Annotated in this window: 18 protein-coding genes and 1 tRNA gene; 7 read left to right on the top strand and 12 right to left on the bottom strand. The window is 55.0% G+C overall.

Features of this window, described 5'->3' with window-relative positions:
- Window positions 1-2: 2 nt before the first annotated feature.
- Window positions 3-584, bottom strand: a complete 582-nt coding sequence (locus OSB_RS08160; protein WP_049834522.1) for an anthranilate synthase component II — start codon at window positions 582-584, stop codon at window positions 3-5.
- A gap of 169 nt (window positions 585-753) precedes the next feature.
- Between OSB_RS08160 and OSB_RS08155 the strand changes: the two genes are divergently transcribed.
- On the top strand, window positions 754-2,304 hold the full coding sequence (locus tag OSB_RS08155; protein ID WP_049834521.1) for a divergent polysaccharide deacetylase family protein: 1,551 nt from the start codon (window positions 754-756) through the stop codon (window positions 2,302-2,304).
- Between the two features lie 9 nt (window positions 2,305-2,313).
- Here the strand turns inward: OSB_RS08155 and OSB_RS08150 are convergent, their stop codons facing one another.
- The 4 genes from OSB_RS08150 to OSB_RS08135 all read right to left on the bottom strand — a co-directional run bounded on the left by OSB_RS08150 (window position 2,314) and on the right by OSB_RS08135 (window position 6,417).
- Window positions 2,314-2,700, bottom strand: a complete 387-nt coding sequence (locus OSB_RS08150) for a nuclear transport factor 2 family protein (RefSeq protein ID WP_049834520.1) — start codon at window positions 2,698-2,700, stop codon at window positions 2,314-2,316.
- Window positions 2,701-2,702: 2 nt separating this feature from the next.
- Window positions 2,703-3,740: a trans-3-hydroxy-L-proline dehydratase gene (locus OSB_RS08145; protein ID WP_049834519.1), complete on the bottom strand. Its 1,038-nt coding sequence runs from the start codon at window positions 3,738-3,740 to the stop codon at window positions 2,703-2,705.
- Window position 3,741: 1 nt separating this feature from the next.
- Entirely contained in the window at window positions 3,742-5,787 is a 2,046-nt protein-coding gene (locus tag OSB_RS08140; protein ID WP_049834518.1) for an NADH:flavin oxidoreductase, read from the bottom strand.
- A gap of 162 nt (window positions 5,788-5,949) precedes the next feature.
- Complete coding sequence (locus OSB_RS08135; protein WP_049834517.1) at window positions 5,950-6,417, bottom strand: MarR family winged helix-turn-helix transcriptional regulator; 468 nt, start codon at window positions 6,415-6,417, stop codon at window positions 5,950-5,952.
- A gap of 50 nt (window positions 6,418-6,467) precedes the next feature.
- Here OSB_RS08135 and OSB_RS08130 point away from each other — a divergent pair, with 50 nt between their 5' ends.
- Entirely contained in the window at window positions 6,468-6,842 is a 375-nt protein-coding gene (locus OSB_RS08130; protein ID WP_049834516.1) for a hypothetical protein, read from the top strand.
- Between the two features lie 64 nt (window positions 6,843-6,906).
- Here the strand turns inward: OSB_RS08130 and trpE are convergent, their stop codons facing one another.
- The 6 genes from trpE to fabI all read right to left on the bottom strand — a co-directional run bounded on the left by trpE (window position 6,907) and on the right by fabI (window position 13,492).
- A complete protein-coding gene (trpE, locus tag OSB_RS08125; RefSeq protein ID WP_049834515.1) occupies window positions 6,907-8,409 on the bottom strand; it encodes an anthranilate synthase component I in 1,503 nt (500 codons plus the stop codon).
- A gap of 3 nt (window positions 8,410-8,412) precedes the next feature.
- Window positions 8,413-10,257: a peptidylprolyl isomerase gene (locus tag OSB_RS08120; RefSeq protein WP_049834514.1), complete on the bottom strand. Its 1,845-nt coding sequence runs from the start codon at window positions 10,255-10,257 to the stop codon at window positions 8,413-8,415.
- A gap of 76 nt (window positions 10,258-10,333) precedes the next feature.
- The gene (locus OSB_RS08115) at window positions 10,334-11,506 is read right to left on the bottom strand and encodes an aminotransferase (RefSeq protein WP_049834513.1); all 1,173 of its coding nucleotides are present in this window, start codon (window positions 11,504-11,506) and stop codon (window positions 10,334-10,336) included.
- Window positions 11,507-12,025 (bottom strand): xanthine phosphoribosyltransferase, encoded by a 519-nt coding sequence (gene gpt / locus OSB_RS08110; protein WP_049834512.1) that lies wholly within the window; start codon window positions 12,023-12,025, stop codon window positions 11,507-11,509. It abuts the gene before it with no gap.
- 36 nt (window positions 12,026-12,061) lie between these two features.
- Entirely contained in the window at window positions 12,062-12,676 is a 615-nt protein-coding gene (locus OSB_RS08105) for a LysE family translocator (RefSeq protein ID WP_049834511.1), read from the bottom strand.
- Window positions 12,677-12,679: 3 nt separating this feature from the next.
- A complete protein-coding gene (fabI, locus tag OSB_RS08100; protein WP_049834510.1) occupies window positions 12,680-13,492 on the bottom strand; it encodes an enoyl-ACP reductase FabI in 813 nt (270 codons plus the stop codon).
- 182 nt (window positions 13,493-13,674) lie between these two features.
- Here fabI and pdxH point away from each other — a divergent pair, with 182 nt between their 5' ends.
- The 4 genes from pdxH to OSB_RS08080 all read left to right on the top strand — a co-directional run bounded on the left by pdxH (window position 13,675) and on the right by OSB_RS08080 (window position 15,542).
- Window positions 13,675-14,280, top strand: a complete 606-nt coding sequence (gene pdxH, locus OSB_RS08095; protein ID WP_049834509.1) for a pyridoxamine 5'-phosphate oxidase — start codon at window positions 13,675-13,677, stop codon at window positions 14,278-14,280.
- Window positions 14,281-14,413: 133 nt separating this feature from the next.
- Window positions 14,414-14,935 (top strand): cold-shock protein, encoded by a 522-nt coding sequence (locus tag OSB_RS08090; RefSeq protein WP_049834508.1) that lies wholly within the window; start codon window positions 14,414-14,416, stop codon window positions 14,933-14,935.
- Window positions 14,936-14,955: 20 nt separating this feature from the next.
- The gene (locus OSB_RS08085; RefSeq protein ID WP_234967364.1) at window positions 14,956-15,405 is read left to right on the top strand and encodes a DUF192 domain-containing protein; all 450 of its coding nucleotides are present in this window, start codon (window positions 14,956-14,958) and stop codon (window positions 15,403-15,405) included.
- A gap of 60 nt (window positions 15,406-15,465) precedes the next feature.
- Window positions 15,466-15,542: transfer RNA gene (locus OSB_RS08080), tRNA-Pro, on the top strand.
- A 35-nt stretch (window positions 15,543-15,577) separates the two neighbouring features.
- Here the strand turns inward: OSB_RS08080 and OSB_RS08075 are convergent.
- Window positions 15,578-16,039: a hypothetical protein gene (locus OSB_RS08075; RefSeq protein WP_049834506.1), complete on the bottom strand. Its 462-nt coding sequence runs from the start codon at window positions 16,037-16,039 to the stop codon at window positions 15,578-15,580.
- Window positions 16,040-16,600: 561 nt separating this feature from the next.
- Between OSB_RS08075 and OSB_RS08070 the strand changes: the two genes are divergently transcribed.
- The gene (locus OSB_RS08070; RefSeq protein ID WP_049834505.1) at window positions 16,601-20,275 is read left to right on the top strand and encodes a vitamin B12-dependent ribonucleotide reductase; all 3,675 of its coding nucleotides are present in this window, start codon (window positions 16,601-16,603) and stop codon (window positions 20,273-20,275) included.
- Window positions 20,276-20,300 lie beyond the last annotated feature (25 nt).

The raw sequence follows: 20,300 nt of genomic DNA, 5'->3' as shown, positions 1-20,300 counted from the left end.
CTTCATGCCAGTACCTTCATCGTATCTAGGAAGTTTTGCAGCATCGCGTGGCCATGTTCGGATTTGATGCTTTCAGGGTGGAATTGCACACCGTGGATCGGCAGTTCGCAGTGTTGCAGGCCCATGATTGTGCCATCGTCGAGTTCAGCAGTGATTTCAAGGCAATCGGGCAGGGTTTCGCGTTCAACTGTTAGCGAATGGTAACGCGTGGCTTCAAACGGGCTGGGCAGTCCTGCAAAGACAGACTTTCCGGTGTGGTGCATCGTGCCCATTTTGCCGTGGACGATGTCGTGACAGCGCACAACCTTACCGCCGAAGGCTTCGCCGATGGTTTGGTGGCCCAGACACACACCAAACAGGGGGGTCTTGGTTTCAGCGGCGGCTTTGGTGAGCGCGAGGCAAATGCCAGCTTGCGCAGGATCGCACGGACCGGGGGACAGTACGATGCCGGACGCGCCCATTTCCATGGCCTCTTGCACATCAATGGCGTCATTGCGTTTCACGACGACATCCGCGCCGAGTTCACCAAAATAGTGCACCAGATTGTAGGTGAAGCTGTCGTAATTATCGATCAAGAGAAGCATTTATCTGCCACCTTTGGGATGGGTTAATTTGGGGCTACCGTCCGGCGGGCTGCCCCTTGTATAGTGTCGCCATACATGGGCCGCACGGCAAGGTGCGTCAAGGCCCGCATTACACTCGAATTGGCCCATCAGAGGTTAATCGGGACAGAATTGAGAAGGCGACGAGCGCATGCGTGGAATGATCGGTGGAGTGTTGGCAGGGGGCTTTGTCTCGGCTTTGGGACTAGGTGCTGCATCGGTGATGAGCGAATTGCCTGCCGGAGTTACACCACCAGAAGCGCCTTTGGTTGAGGCACCGCAGGTTGAGCCCGTGACCGTTGAGCCAGAAGAATCGAACAGCCCGTCAACACCAGTCGGCAGCGTTTCCATTGAAGAACCGCAAGCGCCTGAATTACCAGATGAAGAGGGCGCATTGGCTGATCCAAAGGTCATTGAACCGGGTGCGCCAGAAGCTATTGAGGCTGAAGTTGAAGCACCGCGTGCTGATACGGACCCATTAGATGAGCCGGCGGTGTTGGCGATTGAGGGGGCGATGGAAGCTCCTGAGGCGTCTGAAAGCGCCGCGTTGCTTGCGCAGCCCGTTGATCCTGTTTTGCCCAATCCCCAGTCACTCGCCCCACAAGTTCCTGCATCGGAAGCGGATCTGACGGTTTCGACAACACCCGCGCAGCCGACGCTTGTCGTTGAGCCTGAGGCCGAGGTTGATGTTGACGTTGATGTTGTCGACCCGATTGATCCGAACCCTGAGGCTGAGACGCCAGAAGAAGGGTCCGAGGACTTTTTCGTAGTCGACCTTGGCGCCGATGCAATCGGAGTTGATGGTGAAGCCGCTACGCCAGATACTGGTGTTGAGGATGCCCCAACGGACCAACCCGCCGATGATATCTTGGCGTCTGCGGAGCCCCAAGAACCCGCGACACCGCGTTTTCAATTGCAAGGTGGCGAGAACACGCTGCTTGGGAATCGCGATACAGGCGTGACCATTCGTCGACCTGGTGCCGATGAAGAGGTCGCGGAGGAAACACCAGAAGCCGCACCTGCAAACACCGACAATGCGCTTGTGGATTTTGCCGCCGATGCGGGCGACGTTGATGGCAAACCACTCATGTCTGTTGTTCTGATTGATGATGGGTCTATGTCCGCGGCGGCTGCCGCGTTGTCAGGTCTGACATTTCCTGTGACCATTGCGATTGACCCAAGTGTTGCGAACGCAGCCGAGCTGATGGAAACCTACCGTCAAAGCGGGTTTGAAATTGCAGTCCTTGCGAAACTGCCTGAGGGGGCTGTGCCAAGCGACGTTGAGGTTACATTTCAGAGCGTGTTCTCCAAACTTCCAGAATCCGTTGCCCTGCTGGACGTGGGCGATGGCGGGCTACAATCTGATCGCGACGTAACCCAACAGGCGATGGATATTCTTGCATCGCAAGGGCGTGGGTTCGTGAGCGTGAGCCAAGGTTTGAACATGGCGGGCCGCGCCGCTGAGGCCGCGGGTGTTCCTGCAGCTGTTGTTTATCGTGACTTGGATGCTGAGGACCAAGACGCCCGCGTTATTCGACGCTTTGTTGATCAAGCGGCCTTCCGTGCGCGTCAGGAAAGCGGTGTTGTGCTGGTTGGACGGGTTCGCCCCGATACGATTTCTGCGCTGATCCTTTGGGGCTCAACCAACAGCGGTGATCAGGTGGCACTTGTACCGATCAGTGCGATTTTGACGGCTGAATAAGTAACCAAACTAGAACAAGCCGTTATCGTTTTGTGACGTGTCTCCAATGACCTGCAGAACATCCCAATGTTCAACGATTTTACCGTTGTCGTCGAACCTGAAGATATCGATGCCAGCATAATCGTCGCTACCGGGCCAAATTTGGTGGCAGTGCAGAACAACCATGTTGCCTTCGGCAATCGCCCGTTTGAAGTGCGTGACTTTTCCAGGGTAGTCGGCTGCCATGCGTTCAAAGTAGGCGATAAACGCGTCTTTTCCGTCTGCCACATGTGGATTGTGCTGGATATATTCATCACCAACAAACTGATTGATTGCGTCACGTGGTTCGCATTGATTGAACATCAAATCATAGAACGCGATCGCGTTGCGTTTGTTCTGCTCTGTGTCGTTGGGCATTCTTAACGCTCCTTTAAGTCGGGCCAAGTGTCGCTTAAGCGATAACCCTCGGGCCATGGATCATCAGGATCAAGCATATGTTGATGCGTTCCGGTGATCCACGCACGACCTGTTATTTCGGGAATGATGGCGAGGGTATTGCCGACTGATGTTGTGCCCACGATCCGACCATGGAATTCCGAGTTTATGATTGAACGGGCCGTGAAGGTTTCGCCAACACCCATCTCACCACGTGCATGAAGAATCGCCATGCGGGCAGAGGCCGCAGTGCCAGTCGGTGAGCGGTCAATCTTTCCCGGTTGGATCGCAACTGCGGCAGAGGTCGTTAAGTGGTTGCCATCGCGGGTGATTGGTCCTGCGAAAAGACAAAACGAAAAATGGGTCCAGTCTGGATTGTCAGGATGGTGGAACGTCAGTTGATCGTTGGCGGCATTGGTGATCGCTACACCTAGTTGTGCGAGGGTCTTGGCCTCGCTTTCGACCAAGTCGAACCCCAGTGCCGCCGCATCGACGACAACGAAGCTATCCCCACCAAAGGCCGTGTCGACAGTGATCTGCCCCAAGCTTGGCACGTTTAACGGCACACCCAATTCACCAGCAAAGGACGGCAGGTTTTGCACAGTGATGCGTTCCGCTTTGCCGTCTTTGCAATCGGCCCGTACGCGCACCAATCCACCGGGGGCTTCTAGAACCATTTCGGTCACGGGCTCCGTCATCGGGATGATCCCGCTGTCCAACAGCACGGTAGAAACGCAGATAGAGTTGGAGCCTGACATTGGTGGCGTGTCTTCTGGTTCCATAATGATCCAGCCCATCTGTGCGTCGGGATGCACAGGCGGGACTAGAAGGTTCACGTGCCTAAAAACCCCGCCACGCGGCTCGTTCAGTATGAAATTGCGCAGGGTTTGATCCTTAGCGATCCATGTGCGTTGCTCCCACAGGGTTTCACCGGGTGGTGGAGCTACGCCGCCAACGATGACATCGCCGACTTCGCCCTCGGCGTGGCAGGACACAACGTGAATGGTTTTGCTGCTGCGCATGTTAGATATCCTTTACCAGCCGCAATGCGTCGTAGATCGCCGCATGGGTGTTGCGGGCTGATACGGCATCGCCAATACGGAACAGTTGGAACGACCCGTTTTCGTTGCGGTTAGCTGATTGGGGTTTGCCTGCGATGAGCGCGTCGTAATCAACTTCGCCAGCGTTGGAAGACATTGGTTTTAGATCAAAATATAGCTCATCAAGCGGCAAGGTACCGTAGTTCACCACGACCTGATCGACTTCGGTATCATAGGAATGGTCAGAATAGTCAGTACCAATCGTTACCGCCAATTTGTTGCCGCTGCGTGAAACGTCTAGCAAGCGGCGCGTGACGGTAAAGGTAACGTCTTTGTCCTGAAGGGCACGCATATAGGGGACCAAATTCATTGCCATAACATTGGGTGAAAACGTGCGGTCTGGCGTCATGACTTCAACCGTTGCGCCAGCATTCGCCGCGACTTCGGCAGCTTGAAGGGCAGGGTGATCGCCGCTCTCGTCATAGATTAGGACTTTGCCAGTAGGTTTCACATCGCCCGATATGATATCCCATGCCGATACAACATTCGCTTGCTCACCCTTCTGTTCGAACAGCTCCATATTCGGCAAACCACCCGTGGCAACGATCACAACATCGGGGTTTAACGCGGTCACATTTTCTGCCTCCGCCCATGTGTTGAAATGGAAGGTCACATCGCGGGCTGCACATTGGGCCATGCGCCACGCGATGATGCCAATCATTTCACGGCGACGGTGGGACCGCGCGGTCAGGCGCACTTGGCCACCAGCCTCGGGTGCGGCTTCAAACACGGTCACATCATGGCCGCGCTCAGCCGCGACACGCGCGGCCTCAAGCCCAGCTGGGCCTGCGCCAATGACGACGATCTTTTTTTTGGTTGCCGCGACAGGGATGTCATGGGGCATCGTCAATTCACGCCCTGTAGCTGCGTTGTGGATGCATAGGGCGTCACCGGCTTGATAGATCCGATCTAGGCAGTAGGTCGCGCCAACGCAGGGGCGGATATCGTCCTCACGCCCCTCGATAATTTTTCGAACAATATGCGGGTCAGCCATATGGGCGCGCGTCATGCCGACCAAATCTAGCAGACCCGCCTGAACCGCATGGCGCGCTGTCGCGACGTCGGGAATGCGGGCTGCGTGAAAGGTTGGCATGCCAGTGGCCTTACGCAACTCGCCCGCAAAATCGAGGTGTGGTGCAGACGTCATACCTTGCACGGGGATCACGTCTGTCATCGCGGGGTCCGTGTGGACCCGCCCGCGAATGACGTTCAGAAAATCGATCTGTCCTGTAGCGGCAAGGCGTTTTGAAATCTCCAAGCCTTCTTTTGGCGTGATACCGCCTTTTTGCGCCTCATCGGCGGTGTATCGCATCCCGACAATGAATTCAGACCCAACGCGTTTGCGGATTGCCTCAACCACATCCATCGGGAAGCGCATGCGGTTTTCTAACGTGTCAGCCCCATATGGTCCGACCAGATCATTCGTAAGGGGGGACCAAAACTGGTCCAACAGGTGTCCGTAAACCTGCAATTCAATCCCATCCATTCCTCCTGCTTTCATCCGCTCGGCGGCATCGGCAAAGTCGTTGATGATGCGGTCGATGTCCCAGTCTTCCAGCAACTTTGGAAAGGCGTGATGCGCTGGTTCCCGGTGTTTGCTGGACGATACTGATGGCAGCCAATTGCCCTTGTCCCACGTCGTGCGTCGTCCCAAGTGGGTCAACTGGATCATCACAGCACAGCCATGTTCGTGCACACTGTCAGTTAAGTTTTGGATCCACGGCACGACCTCGTCCTTGTAAGCAAGGATGTTGTTGAACACGGGCGGGCTGTCACGGCTGACGGCGGCGGATCCTGCGGTCATCGCAAGCGCGACACCAGCCTTTGCTCGTTCCGCATGATAGGCGGCGTAGCGTTCTTTGGGCATGCCTTCTTCGGGGTAAGCCGGTTCATGGCTGGTCGTCATGATGCGATTGCGCAATGTCAGGTGCTTAAGTTGGTAGGGTTGAAGCAATGGGTCGGTGGACATGCGGGCTCCTTTGAAATTCGTTCTGACATGAATATCATCAAATCGGTTCCATTCTGGTCGCGAACCGACGTCTGGACCCAATTTTTGCATCTATTTTGCCGGCGACGCAGTCCACGGCGGTGAAGCTGCAGCGGCTGCAAACCTTTTCGGCGGGTGCCCGTTTCAAGATGAAAACTGATTTCCAAGAAGATTTATCATGCGTTCAATATCGCTTGGCGCACAGTCTTGGCACAGGCTGTCATCCAATTCCGCGTAAAGCCGCCGTGCCGCCGCAATGAGCGCTTCGCCGTGGGCCGTGATCTGAATGACCTTGCTGTTGCGTTTGATCGGGTTGGGAACGTTTTGGATGTATCCAAGGGTGCTAAGCTCGGCCACGGTTTTATGGACTGCTTGGCGTGACAGGTTCAGCCTACGCGCAACTTCGGAAGCGTAGTTGTCAGCGCAGTCCAATGTCGAGAGGAATGACACATGCGTGGGCGTTAGTGTGTCGAAGCCTTGTTTGGCTAGTTCGTCGATCAACCATGTTACTTGCCCTTGCTGATACGCCGCAATCGCCTGAGACAAGCGCAACGCCTGACTGTCGACCAAGACAATGCCTGCGCGTGGTGATCTTGTAATCTTTGTTGACAACTTTTGCTCCCTTGATATTGTCACCCTAGTTGACAAGATTGGGTGCCGCAATGCTGCGAAATTTTCTTTGGGCGAATTGTTTTTCTTGTGCCGTGTTTGGTGTGCTGTTTGTCGCAATGCCGCAAGAGGTTACGCATTTTGTCGGCTCTCCACCAGCAACGATCATTACTGCGCTTGGCCTGCTATTATGCATTAACGCGGTGCTTCTCGCTGTGACCGCAACGAAGCTAAGCCACTTGCCAAAGGTGGTGTTGTTCTTTGTTCTGGGTGATGCTGGTTGGGTTGCCCTGACCGCGGCCTGTTTGATTTTTGGCTTCTGGATCGAGGGCGCCGCCGCGACTGTAGTGTCTATCGTGGTCGCCATTGTGGTAGGGGGCTTGGGCATTGGTCAGTATCGCCATGGTGTCGCAGGAAAGTCGGGCTAAAGCCACTGCGTATACCTGAATTAAGCGCAAATGGCGGCATGGACCGCATGCCAAATTCGGGTGTTTAGGAATTGCCTGACCGGAACATCGCCGCATCGGCGGCCGCGCGTCGGATCGCGTTGCTTTTGTGGACGGTCTCCATGTATTCCGCCTCGGGGTCGCTGTCATAGACAACGCCGCCGCCAGCTTGGATGTACAGCTGATCACCTTTCAGGACTGCAGTGCGTAAGGCAATACACATATCCATGTCGCCATTGGCACTAAAGTATCCGCAGCCTCCGCCATACAGTCCGCGCTTTTCAGGCTCTAGTTCGTCGATGATTTCCATGGCGCGGACTTTCGGTGCGCCGGATACGGTACCTGCTGGCATGCCCGCAAAGAAGGCGCTTAGGGCGTCTTGATCGTCGGCAAGCTCACCGACCACGTTTGACACGATGTGCATAACGTGGCTGTAGCGTTCGACGATGAATTGTTCGGTTGGGCGCACGGTGCCGATCTTGGACACTTTGCCTGTGTCGTTGCGGCCCAGATCAAGCAGCATCAAGTGTTCTGCCAGTTCTTTCTTGTCTGCCATCAAGTCCAACTCGTTTGCGTTGTCCTCTTCTGGTGTCGCACCACGGGGGCGCGTTCCGGCAATCGGGCGGATTGTGACTTCGGATCCGAATACGCGCACCAAGATTTCAGGGCTGGCCCCGATGACTTGGTAGTCGCCGTAGTTGAAATAGAACATGAATGGAGACGGGTTCGTGCGGCGCAGGCTACGATAAAGTGCGAAAGGCGGTTCCGAATAGGTCTGTGTCCAGCGTTGGCTTGGCACGCATTGGAAGATGTCGCCGGCGCGAATGTAGTCTTTCGCTTTTTCAACGGCTTCCATGTAGCCCGACTTGGTGAAATTGGACACAGGGTCGGGCGCGTCTGTCGCGTCGCCCAAAGCGCGGTCTTCCTTTGGAATGGGTCGCTCAAGCGCGCGCTGCGCGTCCATCACGCGTTCAGCGGCTTGCGCATAAGCGGCTTTGGCAGATAGGCCAGAGGTCGCGTAGGCAGGGGCCACCAAAATGACTTCGCCTTTAACACCATCAAGAACGGCAACGACGGATGGGCGTAGCATGACGGCATCGGGCAAGCCCAGCGGGTCAGGGTTTACGTCCGGCAAGTGTTCCACAAGGCGGATCATGTCGTAGCCAAGGTAACCGAACAGCCCTGCAGATGCAGCGGGTAGGTCGGCAGGCAGGTCAATCCGGCTTTCAGCGATCAGGCTGCGCAGGGTCGCCAACGGATCACCGGATTGGTCCTCAAACGCGGTCTCGTCAAAGCGGGCAGAGCGGTTGATTTTGCTTTGCGTTCCGCGACATTCCCAGATCAGATCGGGTTTCATGCCAACGATCGAATAACGCCCACGCACTTCACCGCCCGTCACAGATTCGAGCAAGAACGCGTCTTTGCCAGCGCTGGTCAGTTTCAGCATCAGTGACACAGGCGTATCAAGATCCGCCGTCAGCCGTGTATAGACGATCTGGTTTTCGCCCGCGTTATAGCCAGCGCTGAATGTTTCGAAATCGGGTTTCATGATTTACCGGAAATTCGTGTGAACAGCGTTGAGCGCTTGTTCGTTGATCTGAACATCGGTGCGCAACTGTACAGTGCGGTTGTAAAGCTCATAGATGTCTTGCGCGATGCCTTCGCCAACGGTTTCAGCAACGGATGCGACTTCGGCGGTGTAGGCTTCATCGGTTTCATCTGCGGCTGTGATCGCGTCGAGGCGGACGATGATCGCGTTGCCTTCGTTCGGGATAACACGCACGTCGCCTTGCTCCATTTCGAAAATCTCTGTCAGGAACGTGCTTGGCGCACCGTTGATGAACCCACGACGTGTGATGTTTGTCTCTTGGACAGAATCGAGGTCAAGGAACGCGAAATCCTGTACCGCAGAGCTAAGCTGCGCCTGCTTGTCTTCGGCTGCTGCGATAACAGCGGCTGTGGTTTCTTGGACTTCCCATCCTGCAACGACGTCCTCGCGGATGTCATCCAACGGGATCAGGTCCGGTTCGTGAATTTCAACGACTTCAAGAGCGAACAAGCCGCCGTCGTCCAGTTCCGCCAATTCAGGGTAATCACCAACGTTTTGCGTTACGGCCAATTCACGAAAGGCTGCATAGGCCGCAATGCCATCTGTTGTGACGCTGGTGAAATCAAGCTCGCCGAGCACCATGTCCGTTTGTTCAACCAAGTTATCCAGCGTCGCGCCACCTGCCATAAGGTTGGTGATCGGGTCGATCTGGTCTTCTATTACGCGGCGCGCACGGGCTGCGGATTGATCTTCGCGCAGTTGCGGCAAGGCCTCTTCAAAGGTCGTGTTGCGTGCGGCAAGGACAGCGTTCATGCGAAACAGTGTCGGGCCAAGGTCGCTGGGGAAGGGGCCCGAAACGCCACCGGTTTCGGATGCGAAGATCGCAGCGCCCGCATCACCCATTTCGGCCTCGGTGACATCGCCGCCATCAACATCAGACAAACTAAGACCACGTTCTTCAACCAAATCTGGGAAGGTCGTTTCGCCTGCGTTGATCGCATCAAGTGCTGTCTGTGCGTCTTCTTCACTGGAAAACACCAAACGTTCGATCAAGCGACGTTCTGCTTGGACGAACTCGTCGATGCGTTCTTCGTATTCAGCGCGCAGCTCGTTTTCATCAACTGGCATGTCGTCTTGGATCATATCAGGTGTCAGCCAGACATAGCGTAGCACGCGTGTTTCTAAGCTGGTGTAAAGCTCAGGGTTTGCGTCGTAGTGGGCCTGTAGGTCTGCATCTGTCGGCTCAGGCAGGGTGATTTCAACGTTGTCAGATGTCAAAGGTGCCCATGTGAATGTGCGGCCTTCACGGGTAAATTTCGCCACGACTTCGCCGAAAGCAACCGGATCTGAGACGCCTGTAAAGACAGCGCCTTGCAGCAGTGCCCGCGATGCGCCGTCACGCAGATCAGTTTCATATTCGCGCACGTTGGTGTTCGAGCGCGCCAGCGCTTCGCGGTAGACCGTGCGATCAAACGCGCCATCAATGCCACGGAAAGACGGGTTCGCCAGAACCTGTTCGCCAACAACGTCATCCCCAACAGACAGGCCCAGCATTGCGGCTTCGCTGTCTAGGCTGCGTTCGGCAACGACGGTTTGCAAGGCACGCGCCGGAAGGTTCGCGGCCTCTGCTTCTGGGAAGGACAAGGCACGGCCGGCTTGCGCGCTGGCGATGCTGATTTGCGACTGCAATTCTTGGTAATATCGCTGCACCGAAACGGGCTTTTCGCCAACCGAACCGATCGAGCTGATATTGCCTGAAAGACCCGTGGCGCCAAAGCCCATAAGTCCGACAAACAACAGACCCATAATGATCCATACAAAGAAGTTTTTAGTCTTGCCGTTGGCCATGATGCAGTCGCCTAGAATTAAGTCCGTTTAACGTTTGCAACTGAATAGGCGGGGCGTGGGCCGCGTGCAAGCGAACTTAGCCGTGATAGGCCACGAGACGGTCAAACAATGCCGTTATTCCGGCGCGATCGACGTTCGCGAAAGCCACGCGAAGGTGTTGCGTTCCTTCACCGTCGGGCATGAACATCGTGCCGGGCAGGGTCAAAACACCGGATTTCCTCACCAGATCACGCGCCAAATCATCGGACGCCATATCAAACGGGTGCTTGAGGTAGGCGAAATAGGCGCCGCACCCTTCAAGAATCCAACCATGTTTCGCCAACCGTGGAAACTGTTCCTCAATCGCGGCGCGACGGTCCAGAATTTCCAAACGTTCACCTGCCAGCCAGTCGGTAAGGTTCTGCATCCCCCAAAGGGCGGCGTGTTGGCCAAGCTGGTTAGGGCAGATCGTGACCGTGTCGAGGAATTTCTCGACCTCAACCAAACGGGACGGAGAGGCAACCAAGGCCCCAACACGGTGACCCGTCAAACGGTAGGCTTTTGAGAACGAATAGAGCTGGATCAGCGTGTCGCCCCAGTTGGGGTCCCTAAACAGGTCGTGCGGCGCACCTGTGCGGCTGTCAAAATCGCGGTAGGTTTCATCGATGATCAGTGCGATGCCTTTGGCGCGGGCAAGGTCTGCAAATGCCTGTACCGTTTCAGCCGGATATTCGACACCACCAGGATTGTTTGGTGTTACCAAAACAATCGCGCGGGTCTTGGGTGTTATAAGTGCTTCAGCGTCCTTCGCGTGCGGGACAAGGCCTGCGCCCGCTGTCAAAGGAACAGTTCTCACGCCTGCCATGTCCAACCACATGCGGTGGTTGAAATAATACGGAACCGGAAGAATTACTTCATCATCCTCAGCGCAAAGCGTTGAAATCGCGGCGGTAAACGCCTGATTGCAACCAGATGTGATGGCGACGTTGTCTGCGGAAACCTGCCCACCATAGCTGTTTGACCATTGCGTTGTGACTTCGGCACGTAGGTCCGGCAATCCCAAAACGGGCCCGTATAAATGCGCCTCGTCGTTGTCGACGATGATCTGTGCCATCGCCTGACGCATCGCCAAGGGTGGCGGATCAACGGGTGCGGCTTGGCTCACGTTGATCAGCGGGCGATCACTGAAATCGACCCCGTCCAACCAACGGCGCGCTTCCATCACTGGCGGCGAAAACGTGGTGGCTGTGCGGGGCAGGGTCGGTTTCATTTAATCTTTACCACGGTAAGGTTCGACATATTGCAATGCCATATCCCACGGGAAGAAGATCCACGTGTCTTGGGACACGCCGGTGATGAACGTATCGACCTGCGGTTCACCTTCTGGCTTGGCATAAACCGTTGCGAAGTGGGCATTCGGGTAAAGCTCACGCACCAATTCCAAGGTTTTACCGCTGTCGACTAGGTCATCGATCACAAGAACGCCCGTGCCGTCGCCCATGATTTCAGCGTCAGGGGCTTTCAACACTTTAGCTTCACGGCGTTGATCCGCTTTGCCACCGCCGGAATGGTAGGACACGACGGAAATCGTATCGACCGTGCGCACATCAAGTTCACGCGCGATGATCATTGCAGGGGCCATGCCGCCGCGTGTGATTGCCACAACGGCTTTCCACGCGCCATCATCTGGGCCTTTGCCATCCAGACGCCATGCAAGTGCGCGGCTGTCGCGGTGGATTTGATCCCAAGAGATGTGGAACCCTTTTTCGTGTGGCAGGCGGTCGGTCATGGCATAGGCCTTTTGTTTTGTGTGGCAGGTAGCAGGTTAGGTCGCTGCGATTTTTACGCCAAGAACGGCCAAAGCAGCCCCGAAAGCGCGATCAATTGTGGATTTCAGCCCCGTATAGGCGCGTTTGGTGCGATCAAACGAGAAAACACGCGCGACTGCGCTGTTCCAGATTGTTTCATTGGCAAACACAATGAGCAGAATGACGCCGTAAACCCAAGCTGGTGCCGTCGGTGGCACAGTGCCCAAGAAGATCGCACTGAACAGCACCGCAGGTTTAGGGTTGGCCAGTTGCGTGATCAATCCAAGGCGAAGTGCGTTAAGTGGGGTCAGTGACGGCTGTTTGACGTCTGATACATCAAGCGAAACAGCCGCCTCGCGCCACATATGCCAGCCCATCCAAACGAGATAGGCGCCGCCAATGATCTTGAACCCCAGCAGCAACGCGGGTGCCGCAGCAAAGAGCAAATTCAAGCCAAACAATGCAGCCGCAGCCCAGACAACGCCGCCGATACCAATCCCGACGGATAGAAAAATGCCTGTGCGCAATCCGTCACGAATGCCGATGCGCGCAGACATTAGAACCGCCGGGCCAGGGCTGACCGCGGCCATTAAATGAAGCGACCAAATCGCAAAAAGCGCGGCGACTGACATTTCTTAATCCTTGTTGGGCGACATATCAGGGGCGTCGACCGCTTTCATGCCAACAACGTGGTAACCCGCATCCACGTGGTGCGTTTCGCCTGTCACACCAGTGCTGAGGTCAGACAACAGATACAAAGCAGAACCACCCACTTCGTCGATAGAGACGTTCTTGCGCAGCGGCGAGTTGTACTCGTTCCATTTCAGTATGTAGCGGAAATCACCGATGCCGGACGCGGCGAGTGTTTTGATCGGACCCGCAGAGATCGAGTTCACGCGAATACCGTCTTTACCGAGGTCTTCAGCCATGTAGCGCACGCTTGCTTCCAAAGCGGCCTTTGCAACGCCCATGACGTTGTAATGCGGCATGATACGTTCAGCACCGTAATAGGTGAGGGTAATGGCGCTGCCGCCTTTGTTCATCATCTTCTCAGCCCGCTGCATAACAGCCGTGAACGAATAGACCGAGATGTCCATCGTCATGCGGAAGTTATCCGCGCTGGTGTCCACGTAACGGCCGCGAAGTTCGCTTTTGTCAGAGAAACCAATCGCATGCACGACGAAGTCAATGTTGTCCCAGTGTTCCTTGATGCCATCAAATAACCCATCAATGGAAGCATCATCGCTCACGTCACAGGGAAGAACGATATCTGACCCGAGCGAAGCCGCCAACGGATCAACGCGTTTCTTCAAAGCATCACCTTGATAAGAGAACGCAAGTTCAGCGCCCGCATCAGCAAGGGCTTTCGCAATGCCCCATGCAATGGATTTGTCGTTGGCGAGGCCCATAATCAGACCGCGTTTTCCTTGCATCAAATTGGATGACATAACTTTCCCTTCACTGCGCTTTTTTGTTTACGCACTCGTTTGGCCGCAAATTGGCGGATCTTGTTGCATTGGTTTAGGCGATAGGGGCTGCTCCCACAAGATCAGAGCGAACTAAGGATTGCTCTTGACCACACCCGTGTTGCGCCCACCTATATGAGCGGCGTACCAAAAGGATAATACAGATGGCGGACAGAAGCGGAAAATTTGCAGGCGAGGACCCCTTTGCGATTGCAAGGGCGTGGTTGGCCGATGCGGAAGTCACTGAGCCGAACGATCCAAACGCTATAGCGCTTTCGACTGTTGATGCTGACGGGATGCCGAATGCGCGTATGGTGTTGCTGAAAGAAATCGAAGCGGACGCCTTCGTGTTCTACACAAACTACGACAGCGCAAAGGGGCAGGAGCTGGCCCAGTCCGGCAAAGCGGCTTTTGTGATGCACTGGAAATCACAGCGCCGCCAAGTCCGGGTTCGCGGCACGGTTGTGCGCGAAGACGGCCCGCAGGCTGATGCATACTACGCCTCTCGTAGTCTCAAAAGTAGACTAGGAGCATGGGCATCAAAGCAGTCCCAGCCCTTGCCCTCTCGTGCGACGCTGGTCGGGGAGGTTGCAAAGGTGACCGCGACCAAAGGGATCAACCCTGACCGCCCGCCATTTTGGGGTGGTTTCCGAATCTCTCCGGTCGAAATTGAGTTTTGGGCCGACGGCGACTTTAGGTTGCATGACCGGTTCCGTTGGTCGCGTTCTAGCCTGCATGACCCTTGGAAAATTGAGCGTTTGAACCCCTAATTTTTCACGCTTCGTGAAAATTGCCTTACGGGAAAGCTTGTGTTTTCTTTCCTGACCGTACAGTTAACGAGTGGGTGGAACACGTTTGCGTTAGTTTTGGGGACGCGCAGACAAAGACAAGATTGATACCAAGATGAACACTGACGAATACATTATGGATGGCCACGTGAAGTGGTTTGACCCGGGTAAGGGGTTTGGTTTTATCGTTGCGACAGATGGTGGACCTGACATATTGTTGCATGCCAATGTGTTACGCAACTTTGGGCAGAGCTCGGTCACAGACGGCACGGGCATTCAAGTCATGGTTACGAAAACAGACCGCGGCTTGCAGGCATCTGAGGTCTTGTCGATCGAGCAGAGCTTGGAACCAGTATCCAGCGGCTTGGCCGATTTCGCAGAGTTCGATCCAGAAGAGATTGCAGCGGCTCCGGTTGAGCCAGCACGCGTCAAATGGTTCGATAAGGCCAAAGGTTTCGGATTCGCTAATGTGTTTGGCGACGATGCTGACGTGTTTGTGCATATCGAAGTCTTGCGCCTTGCCGGGCTTGCTGATTTGCTTCCCGGTGAAGCCATTGCGCTGCGGGCCATTGAAGGTAAACGTGGGCTCATGGCGGCAGAGGTTTTGCCATGGGAAAGTGCAGTTCCCCGCGATTAATCACGGGACTAACCACAGCAATGATTGCAGCGGTTTCTTTTGTCGGTGCAGTCAACGCGGCCTGTTCTCCAGATACAGTGACAATTCGAGATGATGCGGGAACAGTTCAGTTCACCGTTGATGTCGCCGACTCAGTCGAAGAACGTTCGCAAGGTCTGATGTTCGTCGAAGAGATGGCAACGATGCAGGGGATGTTGTTCGTTTATGAACGCCCTCAGCGTGCAAGTTTTTGGATGCGCAACACGCTGATTCCGTTGGATATGGTTTTTGTGAATGAGAATGGCGTTGTGCAAAATATTCACGCAATGGCGCAGCCCCTCGATGAAACACCTATTTTTGGCGGTGAAGACATTCAGTTCGTGTTGGAAATCAACGGCGGATTGGCTGCAATGCTTGGTCTTGAGGTCGGCGATCAGCTGCAACATCCAAGCTTTGGCACCGATGCTATTTGGCCCTGTGAAATCAATTGAACATTTTCGTCTTTTTGGGCTTTCCAACCGCGCGAACAGGCATTAGATGAGGCCTCGGTTCGGGGCGTGGCGCAGCCTGGTAGCGCACCTGTTTTGGGTACAGGGGGTCGGAAGTTCGAATCTTCTCGCCCCGACCATTTCTACTAAAACCCAGTTTAAAAGATGTTTGTTTCTAAAGAGGCCGCCCACCGGCGGCACTCAGCAGAGCAGACATCTCTTCTTGTACCGACAGATTGGGGAAACGCACCTGTTGTGCACCTCCTGAACGTTGCGGGACGCGAATGTAGTTGTCCGCTGTCACAAGATATCCTTCCGATGTGCTTTGACCCGAAAACGAAATTACAAACTTCGGAAGCGCTTCGACGGTCCCGTTGAATTGCAAAATGATCGCTGCGGCTGATTCTGGGTCGGGTAGGGATTCGCAACGGACCTCGTTTGCGCTGGGTTGCACCACAGATTGCCCTGGTCCGTTACAAACCGCAGCGGCAGCAAAGAACAAACTATCTGGGTAGTCCTCAAAATATGCCTGTTTCGCGCCCTCGGGGGCAAATCCTGGGGCTGAGGGAGGCGTCGAAACGGGCATTTCCGTGCACCCTGCAATGACCAAAGCGATTCCCAACACAGTCCAACGCATAATTTTCTCCACTCAGATTTCAGTGGCAAGACTGACACAGCCGATCTTGGACGCAAGTCACGTTTCCAAGATGCTGCGTGATCTAAATGCTCTGTGGATAACTCATGTAAAAAGTGAACTTTGCGAGGTAGGGTTCTGGGTTTCCTAGTATTTTTCTGATGGGCCGAAGGTGAAGACCGTTTGCATAGCTCTGTGTGTAACCCTGAGGGAGAATCGGGGGCCACTTTCTGCCGTACACGGCCAAGGTTCGGTCAAGGCTGTTTAATCCACATTTATGGTAAAAAATTCGTTGACCCACTAGGTGTAGTTGAGTGATGTTGTGCGAGCTGGATGAGACGACACAACATATAGTGTTGCAGACGGCGTGGGACAGGTTTCGAGCTACTAGATGCTGAACAGTATCGAAGACTTGACTGCACCCCCTTATTTTTAGGGGTCGCAGCGCATTGTTTGCCACGTGTTGTCGTTTCAGCAGTCGATAGGGTTCGACCTAACACAGGTCGGAATGTGGGATAAGGACCGCTGCAACGTCAGGGTCCACAGTATAGAGGCAAGAGCGCGATGAAAATTGAACGCAACTTCACGAAATCTGGACAGGACGCATACGCAGAAGTGGCATTTAAGTCCGCCACGTCCGAAATCCGGAACCCAGACGGAACGATCGTCTTCAAACTAGATGACTGTCAGATTCCCGAAGCGTGGTCACAAGTTGCGTCAGACGTCATCGCACAGAAATACTTCCGCAAAGCGGGCGTGCCATCTGAAACCGTCAAAGTAGAAGAGAAGGGCGTTCCTGAATTCCTATGGCGGTCTGTTCCTGCTGAGGGCGCTGAGATGTCCGGCGAGATTTCCGCCAAGCAAGTTTTCGATCGTCTCGCAGGTGCGTGGGCGTATTGGGGTTGGAAGGGTGGCTATTTCTCCACTGAAGAAGACGCCAAAACCTATTTTGACGAAATGCGCTACATGTTGGCGACGCAGCGCGCGGCGCCAAACTCTCCACAGTGGTTCAACACAGGCCTACACTGGGCTTACGGCATCGATGGTCCTGCACAGGGTCACCACTATGTTGACTACCAAACTGGCAAGCTGACAGCGTCTAAGTCCTCGTACGAGCACCCACAGCCCCACGCGTGCTTCATTCAGTCCGTTGCTGACGATTTGGTCAATGAGGGCGGCATCATGGACCTGTGGGTACGTGAAGCGCGTTTGTTCAAGTACGGTTCCGGCACTGGGACGAACTTCTCCTCGCTGCGCGCAGCTGGCGAAAACCTCTCAGGTGGCGGTAAGTCTTCTGGTCTTATGGGTTTCCTGAAAATCGGTGACCGTGCGGCTGGCGCGATCAAGTCTGGTGGCACAACACGTCGTGCGGCGAAGATGGTTATCGTTGACGCGGACCACCCTGATATCGAAGAGTTCATCAACTGGAAGGTCTTGGAAGAGCAGAAAGTTGCTTCCATTGTTGCCGGTTCCAAGATGCACGAAGACAAACTAAACCTGATCTTTGATGCGATCAAAGGTTGGGACGGCGCAGAGGCCGACGCTTACGACCCTAAGGTAAACCCACAGTTGAAAGACGCCGTGCGCGAAGCCAAAAAGGTCGCAATTCCAGAGACATACGTTAAGCGCGTCTTGGACTATGCAAAGCAGGGCCACACATCCATCGAATTCCCAACGTACGACACGGACTGGGATTCTGAAGCCTACAACTCTGTTTCCGGTCAGAACTCTAACAACTCCATCCGCGTAACAGACGCTTTCTTGAAAGCTGTTGAAGAAGACGCGAACTGGAAGCTGATCAACCGCAAAAACGGCGAAGTTCACAAGGTCATCAAGGCACGTGATCTTTGGGAGCAAGTTGGCCACGCTGCATGGGCTTGCGCTGATCCAGGCATCCAGTACCACGACACTGTCAATGCATGGCACACCTGCCCAGAAGATGGTGCGATCCGCGGATCCAACCCATGTTCCGAGTACATGTTCCTTGACGACACGGCCTGTAACCTTGCCTCGATGAACCTGCTGACGTTCTACGAGAACGATGAGTTCCAAGTTGAAGACTACATGCACGCGTCCCGCCTTTGGACGGTGACGCTGGAAATCTCAGTAATGATGGCGCAGTTCCCGTCCAAGGAAATCGCGCAGCGTTCTTACGACTTCCGCACATTGGGCCTTGGCTATGCAAACATCGGCGGCTTGCTGATGAACATGGGCTACGGCTACGATTCAGACGAAGGGCGTTCCTTGGCTGGCGCACTGACCGCGATCATGACTGGCGTTTCCTACGCAACATCCGCTGAAATCGCTGGCGAGCTTGGCGCGTTCTCTGGATATGAGCGCAACAAAGAGCATATGCTCAAGGTTATCCGTAACCACCGCAACGCGGCCTACGGTGCATCCGATGGCTATGAAAAGCTGGACGTTAAGCCTGTTCCACTTGATCACGCCAACTGCCCAGCCGCTGGCCTGATCGACATCGCGATGTCCACATGGGACGAAGCGCTGAAGCTTGGTGAAAAGCACGGTTACCGCAATGCTCAAGTGTCCGTTATCGCGCCAACCGGCACCATCGGTCTGGTGATGGACTGTGACACAACCGGTATTGAGCCTGACTTCGCACTGGTGAAGTTCAAAAAGCTCGCTGGTGGTGGTTACTTTAAGATCATCAACCAATCCGTTCCGGCGGCTTTGGCGAAACTGGGCTACACAACGTCCCAAGCTGAAGAAATTCAGGCTTACGCGGTTGGCCACGGCACATTGGGCAACGCACCGGGCATCAACCACACCGCCCTCGTGGGCCAAGGGTTCAGCCAAGTTGAGATCGACAAGATCGAAGCCGCGCTTCCATCTGCTTTCGATATTCGCTTCGTGTTCAACCAGTGGACGCTGGGCGAAGAGTTCTGCACCAAAGTCCTCGGCATTCCAGCCGACAAGCTGAACGACCCGACGTTTGATCTGTTGAAATCCTTGGGCTTTTCGAAGGAAGAAACAGACCTCGCGAACGACCACGTATGCGGCACGATGACACTGGAGGGTGCGCCGCACCTGAAAGAAGAGCACTACACAGTGTTCGATTGCGCCAACCCATGCGGTAAAAAAGGTAAGCGTTTCTTGGGCGTTGAAAGCCACATCACGATGATGGCTGCGGCACAATCGTTCATCTCGGGTGCGATTTCCAAGACGATCAACATGGCGAATGACGCAACGATCGAGGACTGCCAGAAAGCGTACGAGCTGTCTTGGTCCTTGGGCATCAAAGCGAACGCTTTGTACCGCGATGGTTCCAAACTGTCCCAGCCATTGGCTGCCGCGTTGATTGAAGACGATGAAGAAGCTGCCGAAATCCTTGAGAACGGCAACATCACCGAGAAGGCGCAAGTGATCGCCGAGAAGATCATCGAAAAGGTCGTCGTCAAAGAGATCATCAAGTCGCACCGCGAAAAGATGCCTCAGCGTCGTAAGGGCTACACACAAAAAGCCAATGTTGGCGGCCATAAAGTGTACCTGCGGACTGGCGAATATGAAGACGGCAACCTCGGCGAAATCTTCATCGACATGCACAAAGAAGGCGCAGGCTTCCGCGCCATGATGAACAACTTCGCTATCGCGGTGTCTGTTGGTCTTCAGTACGGCGTGCCGCTAGAAGAATTCGTTGACGCGTTCACATTCACCAAGTTCGAGCCTGCGGGCATGGTTCAGGGCAACGACAGCATCAAGAACGCAACGTCGATCCTCGACTACATCTTCCGCGAATTGGCTGTGTCCTATCTCGATCGCACCGATTTGGCCCATGTGAAGCCAGAAGGCGCATCCTTCGATGACCTTGGCCGTGGCGAAGAAGAAGGCGTGTCCAACATTCAGGAAATGTCGGAAACAGCAGCCTCCAAGTCCTTGGAAGTGCTTAAGCAAATCAGCTCAACCGGTTACCTGCGTAAGCGCGTTCCGAACGATCTGGTTGTTCTGCAGGGCGGCGCAGGTGCTGTGGCATTCGGTGGCGGTGACGCATCGGCGGCCTTGGACACATTGGTCCCAGCAGTCGCAGCTGGTGGCGGCATGGCGCAGGCCGTGTCCTCAACTACGGCTGTTTCATCTGGTACCGTGGGTCTCAGCGCCCGCGACAAAGCCAAAATGCAAGGCTACGAAGGCGAAGCCTGCGGCGAGTGCGGCAACTACACGCTGGTGCGCAACGGCACCTGCATGAAGTGCAACACCTGCGGCGGCACATCCGGCTGTAGTTAATCAGTTCCGGCGGGCAGGGTGACCT

The organism is Octadecabacter temperatus (genome assembly GCF_001187845.1).
Lineage (GTDB): Bacteria > Pseudomonadota > Alphaproteobacteria > Rhodobacterales > Rhodobacteraceae > Octadecabacter > Octadecabacter temperatus.
Note: the sequence above shows the minus strand (reverse complement) of the source record. Positions and strands in the feature narration are given on the sequence as shown.